The sequence below is a fragment of the uncultured Streptococcus sp. genome, from assembly GCF_963518475.1.
In the GTDB taxonomy this organism is placed as follows: domain Bacteria; phylum Bacillota; class Bacilli; order Lactobacillales; family Streptococcaceae; genus Streptococcus.
Genome location: NZ_CAUQJA010000034.1, coordinates 1 through 8,878, shown reverse-complemented (window position 1 = coordinate 8,878; position 8,878 = coordinate 1). Strand labels below are relative to the sequence as shown.

The 8,878-nt window shown below is 39.4% G+C and carries 8 protein-coding genes; 1 reads left to right on the top strand and 7 read right to left on the bottom strand.

The features are described 5' to 3' along the window. On the bottom strand, positions 1-841 hold an 841-nt coding region (locus tag RYK12_RS09720; protein WP_314848790.1), incomplete at its 3' end, for a beta-galactosidase. A gap of 319 nt (positions 842-1,160) precedes the next feature. Between RYK12_RS09720 and RYK12_RS09715 the strand changes: the two genes are divergently transcribed. Continuing rightward, the gene (locus RYK12_RS09715; protein ID WP_314848788.1) at positions 1,161-1,877 is read left to right on the top strand and encodes a GntR family transcriptional regulator; all 717 of its coding nucleotides are present in this window, start codon (positions 1,161-1,163) and stop codon (positions 1,875-1,877) included. Positions 1,878-2,089: 212 nt separating this feature from the next. On the opposite strand, the gene purB is transcribed toward RYK12_RS09715, so the two are convergent. The 6 genes from purB to purD all read right to left on the bottom strand — a co-directional run bounded on the left by purB (position 2,090) and on the right by purD (position 8,359). Further along, complete coding sequence (purB, locus tag RYK12_RS09710; protein ID WP_000610726.1) at positions 2,090-3,385, bottom strand: adenylosuccinate lyase; 1,296 nt, start codon at positions 3,383-3,385, stop codon at positions 2,090-2,092. A 20-nt stretch (positions 3,386-3,405) separates the two neighbouring features. Further along, a complete protein-coding gene (locus RYK12_RS09705) occupies positions 3,406-4,851 on the bottom strand; it encodes an AAA family ATPase (protein WP_061759863.1) in 1,446 nt (481 codons plus the stop codon). Between the two features lie 433 nt (positions 4,852-5,284). Then, positions 5,285-6,376, bottom strand: a complete 1,092-nt coding sequence (gene purK, locus RYK12_RS09700; protein WP_061759862.1) for a 5-(carboxyamino)imidazole ribonucleotide synthase — start codon at positions 6,374-6,376, stop codon at positions 5,285-5,287. Next, positions 6,363-6,854, bottom strand: a complete 492-nt coding sequence (gene purE / locus RYK12_RS09695; RefSeq protein WP_061759861.1) for a 5-(carboxyamino)imidazole ribonucleotide mutase — start codon at positions 6,852-6,854, stop codon at positions 6,363-6,365. Before purE ends, purK begins: the two co-directional genes overlap by 14 nt. Positions 6,855-6,885: 31 nt before the next feature. Next, positions 6,886-7,002, bottom strand: coding sequence for a phosphoribosylaminoimidazole carboxylase (locus RYK12_RS09690; RefSeq protein ID WP_079114924.1), 117 nt, complete (start codon positions 7,000-7,002; stop codon positions 6,886-6,888). Positions 7,003-7,096: 94 nt separating this feature from the next. Beyond that, the gene (gene purD, locus RYK12_RS09685; protein WP_061759860.1) at positions 7,097-8,359 is read right to left on the bottom strand and encodes a phosphoribosylamine--glycine ligase; all 1,263 of its coding nucleotides are present in this window, start codon (positions 8,357-8,359) and stop codon (positions 7,097-7,099) included. Between the last annotated feature and the right edge of the window lie 519 nt (positions 8,360-8,878).

The window sequence follows — 8,878 nt, the reverse complement described above, 5'->3', positions numbered from 1 at the left end:
TACCACCGTGGAACATGTAAAGATTGATGGAGCCTTGTTCCAAAACCTCTCGAACAGCTTCTGCCAATTCTTTCGGATCCCGTGTAATAATCGGTTCTTTCCAACGATTGAACCAGCCATCCCAGAATTCCATACACATGAGTGGCCATTTCTTACCATGCTCATCAAAGAATTCCTGCATCTGTGAAAAGTTATAAGGTGCCTTAGAACCAAAGTTCCCTGTCACAAAGAGGTCATCTTCGATTAAGGTTCCAGCTTTCAGAGTAGCTCTCCATGGACCATCTGATGTAAAGAGAGGACAGGTTACACCACGCTCTTCCATCAACTGTCGAATTGCTCTCAGATAAGCCTTATCTTCTCCATAAGAACCATACTCATTTTCAACCTGCATCATGAGGATATTGCCACCCTTGTCCAACAAATGTGGCACCAACCGTGACAAGAGCTGGTCATAGTAGCGACCAACAGCCTCAATATAGGCAGGATCTGAGGAACGAAGCCTCATATCTTTGGTTAAAAGCCAAGCTGGTAAGCCACCGAATTCCCACTCCGCACAGATGAAGGGAGAGGGACGAACGATAGCGTAGAGACCCAAATCTTGTGCTGTCTGAAGAAATCGCTCCAAATCCAGAGCTCCTTCAAAGTGAAACTCACCCTCACGAGGCTCATGTAAATTCCAGGCCACATAAGTCTCTACTGTATTAAAACCAAGAGCCTTCAAGTTATAGAGCGAATGATACCAATCTTCTGGAGGAACCCTAAAATAATGAATGGCGCCAGATAAAATCTTAAATGATTTTCCATCGAGATAAAAATCATCTCGTATCTCAAATCGTGTCATGTTCTTACCTTCTGACAACTAAAGTTTACGCTTTCATTTGTTGATATAGTAAATATATCTCAATATCTTGCATTTGTCAATAGGTTTTCACAATTTTTTTCATTTTTCACTAAATTTTACACAAAAAACTTATAAAAATCTTGTAATCTATAGTCATAACAACATTTTAGCACCATGTATAAAAATGTAGATTTTTCTATTTATTCCTATGTAAATTAACCTTATAGCCTATTATTCTAATTTTTTTATTCAAAAGGCTACTATTCTTTCCAGTTTTATGGTAAAATCTTTAACGGAGAAGGAAAATCGAGGTGAAAATATGGCAATTCCAAAGTATCAATATATTAAAGATGAGTTAAAGAACAAAATCATTTCTGGTCAATTTGCCAGTGGAGATAAATTCTACACTGAAGCTGAATTGATTGCAATGTATGATGTGAGTTCTATCACAGTTGTCCGCGCCTTAAACGACCTTGCCAAGGATGGCTATATTGTCCGTCAACAAGGAAAGGGTACATTCGTTTCACGCGCACGCAAACACAAACTCGTAGAGTTTTCAGATGTAGAAGTTTTTGAAACTAAAGATGATAAAGTTACCGTCCTTTCTATTGAGCGTGGAAACAAACTAAGCTACTTAGAAAAACTCGGACTACGCGGAGATCAGTTCTACTACAAGATTGAACGCGTTCGCGAAACAGGTGGTGTTGTTTACATCTACCATACATCTTACATTCCAGAACAATACATCAACGCAAATTATCCAAATCTTGAATATTATAGCTCTATCTATAACCGTTTCAAATTGGATTACCACATTCACATGAATGATGAACATTTTGAAGAAATCAATGAAATAGCATTTCCAACTCCAGAACATGCGGCTTCAGTCCTCGGAGTCGATGAACAATTCCCTAGCGTTTTACAAACCAAGACTACTAAATTAGAGTCTACTGGTCAGGTTCTCGCTTACAGCGAAACTTATAAACGAGCGGATTACTACAAAATCAAATTCATTTCATGTGACCGTGATCACTAAGAAGAAAGCCTGAGCCTTGCTTGGGCTTTTTTCTATGATTATTATATCCCATCAAAACTGTATTTTCTATATGTCAATGAAGATAGATTAAATTTGTTTAAATTTTACTAAAATATAGGGAATCTTTTTAGCAAAAGAGCTTTAATAAACAAGAAAAACCGAAGTTCTTCTACTCCAGTGAATAGAGTAATAGAACTTCGATTTTATTTTAATTATCCTAATCCAAGACGTTCAAAGATATCATCCACTCGTTTAGTGTAATAAACTGGGTTAAAGATTTCATCGATTTCTTCTTGAGTAAGGCGTGAGGTCACCTCTGGATCTGCTTCTAGAAGTGGTTTAAAGTCTACTTGATTGTCCCAAGAGTAGGCCGTTTTTGGTTGTACCAAGTCATAGGCTTGCTCACGGGTCATCCCTTTTTCAATCAAGGTCAACATGGCACGTTGGCTGAAAATCAAACCAAATGTCGAGTTCATGTTGCGGATCATGTTTTCTGGGAAGACTGTCAAATTCTTGACAATATTTCCAAAACGGTTAAGCATGTAGTCAATCAAAATAGTCGTATCTGGCGTGATGATACGCTCTGCTGACGAGTGAGAGATATCACGTTCGTGCCAGAGAGCGACGTTTTCATAAGCTGTAATCATGTGACCACGAATAACACGCGCAAGACCTGTCATGTTCTCAGAACCGATAGGGTTGCGTTTATGAGGCATTGCAGATGAACCTTTTTGTCCCTTGGCAAAGAACTCTTCCACTTCGCGTTGTTCTGATTTTTGAAGACCACGAATCTCAGTCGCCATACGTTCAATAGAAGTCGCGATGCTGGCAAGAACTGCAAAGTACTCAGCGTGAAGGTCACGAGGAAGGACCTGTGTTGAGATTTCTTGAGCACGGATACCCAATTTGTCGCAGACGTATTGCTCTACGAATGGTGGGATGTTGGCAAAGTTCCCAACCGCACCAGAAATCTTACCAGCTTCAACACCAGCAGCCGCATGCTCGAAACGCTCGATATTGCGCTTCATTTCGCTGTACCAAGTTGCCAATTTAAGACCAAAAGTTGTAGGCTCAGCGTGCACACCGTGGGTACGACCCATCATGATGGTAAACTTGTGCTCCTTAGCCTTATCAGCGATGATGTTGGTGAAATTTTCAAGGTCACGACGGATGATGTCGTTGGCCTGCTTGTAGAGGTAACCGTAGGCAGTATCCACCACGTCGGTAGAAGTCAAACCATAGTGGACCCACTTGCGCTCTTCGCCAAGCGTTTCAGAAACCGCACGCGTGAAAGCCACCACATCGTGACGCGTCTCTTGCTCAATCTCTAAAATACGGTCGATGTCAAAGTCCGCTTTCTCCCGAATCAAAGCCACATCTTCCTTAGGGATTTCCCCCAACTCAGCCCACGCCTCATCAGCCAAGATTTCCACCTCAAGCCAAGCACGGTATTTATTTTCTTCACTCCAAATGTTCGCCATCTCAGGGCGAGAGTAACGGTTGATCATTGTTTATTCTCCTTTTATCTCTATATAATTTCAACTAACTTTAATGTTCTTTTAACAAATGTTAATAATTCTTGATAATCAATAATCGAAGATTGGATTATATTACTATGATGAAATTCTTTAGAATAATCATTGATATCAGTCAACTCTTCTAAGTATGGTTTTAACTTATAAAACACAGAATTTTCTTCTGACTCTTTTACATGTTTAATCATATCTCCCAACCACTCGTTTTTATTCAAATGATTGAAAAATTTAATTCTAAACATCCCTTCTAACGTCGGGCGAATACTTCTAGCAACTCTGAGCATATCGCTCTCACCTGTTAATGAACCTTCTAAAAAAAGGTGAAGTTCAGTAATATCTTTTAACAAACCTTTTAATAAAAGTTCTTCAAATGATACATTACAAATACTACGATTTTTATGTAAAATATTTATTTTCAACGTTTCAGGATTTGATAAACTTCTCTCAAGTTCACTTCCAAAATCTAAATCATGAGTTAAAACTATCAATTGCTTTATTTTATTAGATAACCTAGATAATTCCTTAATCGTTGCTTTTTTTCTGAAGGAATCAAAACTTGTAAAAGGATCATCCACAACTACTATATACGAATCAGAATCAGGTATTAAATCAAATTTTGCTAAAAATATAGCTAAAGCCAAGGTATTTTTATCACCTTCACTAAGAATATATCTTAATGGAACTTTGTGTTTTCCATCTTCAGTTAATATAACTCTGTTCCCATTTATTTTTATCTCAATAGCGGCTCTGCTAAAAGATATATCTCCCTTTGTATTTACTGAATAAAAAGGTGTAATTTTTGTCACCTCCATATTAGGTGTGAATCTTAATAAATACTTATTAATAGATTCTTCAAATTGTTTGAATAATTCTATATTGTTAAATGGGCGTTTATGAAGTTTTCTAATATCCTTACGGATTTTGCGTATCTTTTTTAGTCTACTAAATCTCTCTTCTTTTTGTTCGTATTCATTAAAGTATCTTATTTTTTTTAGTTCTATTCTAAGTTGCTTTATTTCTTTAAATCGATTTGAAATTCCATCACTAATTGTTGGAATAAATAATTTTGATGTGTTTAATGAATCTTTTCTATTGGAGTCACTTCCAACAGAGTAGATATTATTCTCTAAATAAAAGTTATTAAAAGTAACAATATTACACTTCTCTTTATCCCACTTATTGTCTTTAAATTTATAGTTTTCGCCCCCTATTCTCAAATGAATAAACGGATTCCCTTCTACAAACAATGATTTTTTTTTCGTAATTAATTTATTATTTCCATTAAGCGAATCAAATAAAATTGACAGAGTAGTTTTTCCACTCCCATTTGGAGCATAAATGATATTATTCTTCTTTAACGATCCATCCCACTCACTACCACCACTAGTATAATTTGTAAAAGGGCCGTAATTTTTTACACTAATAATTTTTTCAATCATATTATCAATTTCCTCTCAGACTACATCTTTATCCCATCCGTAAATCACTAAACAAAGTCACGTGTTCCATTTTGCGATTGTACTTTTTCTCGTTAATAATACATATGCAAATAGTCATTTGAAAGTCCTGAAAAAATCTCCCTACCAAGTATCATTACAATTTCTACAATAAAAGGCCTTTCTATCCCTCATTTTATGACAACATGGACATTCCACTAAGTCATCCTCACCTGTTGCATAAAGTGTTCGGTGCGCACATATTGAGCAGTAGAATGTATCACCTTCATCCCACAATCGATTACTATCAGTATTACCACAGTTTACACATTTCATAGCACTCTTCCTCAATTCATTAATATTCCTAAAAATTCTACTTTTCGACACAAACTGAAAAATGTATGACTTCCTACACAGAGTGGGTAAGATTCATAAATTAAAAATCAATCCCTTTCCCAAACTCCTCAACTTCATCTGGCACATCGCTAAACAAAGTCACATGTCCCATCTTGCGGTTGTGCTTTGCTTCTATTTTACCATACATGTGGAGGTGGACGCTTGGATTTTCTGCGACATATTTTTCAGCAACCTCGACGTGTTGGCCGAGAACATTGAGCATAACAGCTGGCGCATGTAATTTGATGGCTGGTAATGGTGCTCCGAGAACACCTAAAACATGGGTGTCAAACTGGGAGAAGTCACAGGCTTCGATTGAGTAGTGCCCCGAGTTATGTGGTCGTGGGGCAATCTCATTGACAATGATATCATCAGCCGTCGCAAACATTTCCACACAAAGTGTTCCAGACAAGTTCAGTTGTTCTGCAATTCGCACCGCCATGGCTTTGGCTTTATCAGCTAGACTTTCTGAAATGCGAGCTGGGACAATGGTTTTCGAAAGAATGTTGTTGCGGTGGATATTTTCCTGAACTGGTAAAACCGTCACATCCTTGCCATTCCCAGAAACGATAACAGAAATTTCAAGATCAAAGTTGACAAATTCTTCCAAAACACAGGCTGCTGAGTCAGCTAGCGCATAGGCTTCTTCCAAGTCTGCTTCTGAGCGAATAACCTTTTGTCCATGCCCATCATAGCCACCAGTTGCCGTCTTGAGGACATAGTTTTTAGACAGGTCGATATCAGCCAAGTCATTGCTAGAATTTACGACCTTGTAAGGAGCAACAGTTACTTGAGCCTTGTTTGACAAAAAGTCCTTTTCAAAAATACGATTTTGGGAGATGCGAAGCAGGTCTGTCCCTTGAGGAAGTTGTCCATCCTTGATGACAGCATCCAAACCGTCAGCATCGACATTTTCAAACTCATAGGTGAGGACATCGCAACGCTCAGCCAACTGACGCAGAGCATCCACGTCATTATAAGGCGCCACAATGATTTCCGCTACGCGAGAGGCTGGGCAATCCGCCGCAGGATCCAGCGCGATAACCTTGTGCCCCATGTAGATAGCAGAAATTGCCATCATTTGACCAAGCTGACCACCACCGATAATTCCGATTGTTTTAAATGAGCTCATTGGTAGACTCCTCTGCGATTTTTCCTTGTTCTTCTGCAAAATCTGCCAAAGCTGTCGCGATAGACTGATCCTCTACTGAAAGGAAACGGAGGGCAAAGAGGGCCGCATTGGTCGCACCTGCTTCACCAATAGCCATGGTTGCGACTGGTACTCCACCTGGCATCTGAACGATAGAATAGAGTGAATCCACTCCACTAAGAGCACGAGATTTGACTGGCACACCAATGACTGGAAGGGTTGTTTTAGCAGCTACCATTCCTGGCAAATGAGCTGCGCCTCCAGCGCCAGCGATAATGACCTTGATACCGCGACTACGTGCTTCCTCTGCATGCTTGAACATGAGGTCTGGTGTACGGTGGGCAGAGACAACCTTCTTTTCGTAGGCTACACCAAAGCGGTCTAGGACTTCTGCTGTTTTTTTCATGGTTGCCCAGTCGGATTTTGAGCCCATGATGATGGAAATAATTGGTTTAGTCATAATTTCCCTTTTCTTTCCTTTCTTTTTTCAATCACCTTAGGTTGTGAGGGACGGCAGCAGCCACCAAAGGTGTCTCATGCCTAAATCGGAAGCCCAGGGTCTTCCAGTTTCCCTGAACGATTGGATTGTCATCCAATCGTTCTTTCACAGCGGCGGTGATTGTTCTATATTAACTCGCTAACGCTCGCAAGTTATGCAACCATTATTGTACTTGGCGACTGCGTCGCTTTTTTCTTATACCTTTATCTAATTGCCTTGCTTCCGATATCTGTTCGATAGAAGAGACCTTCTGTTTGTTGTTGGGCAAGCTCTTGGTAAATGGTATTTTGAGCTTCTTTGACGGTGGCTGCTGTGGTAACCAGCATATAAACACGTCCACCGTTTGATAGCAGTGCTCTGCTATTTTCCGCAAACTTAGCCCCTGCATAATAGGTGATAATGTCGCCCTCTGTTTTTGCTGGCAACTTGACACCTCTTTCATAGTCTAGCGGATAACCGTTGGATGCGACAACCACACCCAGAGTCACACCCTTGTCCGTCCAGGTGATGTTTGGCTCCTTGCCATCCAGAATATCTGTGATATTTTGGGCAAAATCAGAGGTTAATCGAGGTAGAATAATCTGAGTTTCAGGATCTCCAAAGCGAGCATTAAACTCGATAACCTTAGGTCCATCCGCTGTCAAGATAAGCCCCGCATAAAGAACACCCAGATAAGGACGACCTTCCTTAATCATCCCCTCTAGGACTGGCTTGACAATCGTGTCAACCGCTGTTTCAACTACACTCTGTGGCAAGTGAGGAACTGGTGCATAGGCACCCATCCCACCAGTGTTAGGGCCCTTGTCCCCGTCGTAGGCACGTTTGTGATCCTGAGCCGTTGGCATGATGTAGAACTTATCACCATTGACAAAGGCAAAGAGTGAAAATTCCTCTCCTTCAAGGAATTCCTCAATAACCACACGCGCACCTGAGTCACCAAATTTATTGTCCAATAGCATCTCATGAGCTGCTTCGACTGCTTGCTCAACCGTCTCCGCAACGACAACACCTTTCCCAAGGGCCAAACCGTCAGCCTTGACTACGATTGGAGCACCATGCTTTTCGATATAGGCCTTGGCTTCCTCAAAGTCTGAGAATGTGCCATAGGTTGCCGTCGGAACGTCGTATTTGACCATGATTTCCTTGGCAAAATCCTTGGACCACTCCAGCTCCGCCGCCAATCTTGTCGGACCAAAGGCTTTGAGACCCGCTGCATGGAAATCATCCATGATACCAGCCGCAAGGGCGTCATCTGGCCCTATAAAGGTCCAAGCAATATCGTTGGCCTTTGCAAAGTCAATTAACTTAGAATGTTCGGAAATAGAGATATTTACCAATTCCAAACTATCAAGAGTCATCCCATCATTCCCAGGAGCTACAAATACTTTTTCAACGTCTTTTGACTCAAGCAACTTCTTAGCAATCGCATGTTCACGACCACCCGAACCGACAACAAGCAGTTTCATTTCTCAACCTCTTTTGCGAATTATTTAATAATATTATATCACAAACGTTCGTTTTAATCTAATTATATCTACAAGTAGAAAAATACAACATAGAGTAAACTTACTGAAGCTAGTTCATTTTTTAAATCTTTAAACACTTAATGAGGCTGGGACAAAAAAATTTTGACTTTAGAATAGATTTAGTATAAATTACACTTTGTTATGCTTTATAAATGTTGATTCTGTAGTATTTTTAGAATTTACATATTAAATAAAATAGATTAAACTTTACTCCAAGTGGACAAAAAGGAGTACAAATTTCATGGTGATGAGTTCAGTAGGCAAGTAAGAAGTACCATTTAGGTACTTTTTATTTTACTCTATTCATCTTGTAGATTAAGGTTGTATATTTGCTTTAGTTAAAAATTATTAAAAAACATTAACTAATGTATATATAACTGTGGTATAATTAGGGTAGTGTTTAACAATATTTTAAACATAAATATAAAACAGGAGGCTTTTTATGAATAAAAAGAAAAT

Excerpts from the sequence above, each read along its gene's own strand:
- purE (WP_061759861.1), bottom strand. The coding sequence starts at position 6,854 with ATGACTAAACCAATTATTTCCATCATCATGGGCTCAAAATCCGACTGG.
- purB (WP_000610726.1), bottom strand. The coding sequence starts at position 3,385 with ATGATCAACCGTTACTCTCGCCCTGAGATGGCGAACATTTGGAGTGAA.
- RYK12_RS09715 (WP_314848788.1), top strand. The coding sequence starts at position 1,161 with ATGGCAATTCCAAAGTATCAATATATTAAAGATGAGTTAAAGAACAAA.
- purD (WP_061759860.1), bottom strand. The coding sequence starts at position 8,359 with ATGAAACTGCTTGTTGTCGGTTCGGGTGGTCGTGAACATGCGATTGCT.
- purK (WP_061759862.1), bottom strand. The coding sequence starts at position 6,376 with ATGAGCTCATTTAAAACAATCGGAATTATCGGTGGTGGTCAGCTTGGT.
- RYK12_RS09705 (WP_061759863.1), bottom strand. The coding sequence starts at position 4,851 with ATGATTGAAAAAATTATTAGTGTAAAAAATTACGGCCCTTTTACAAAT.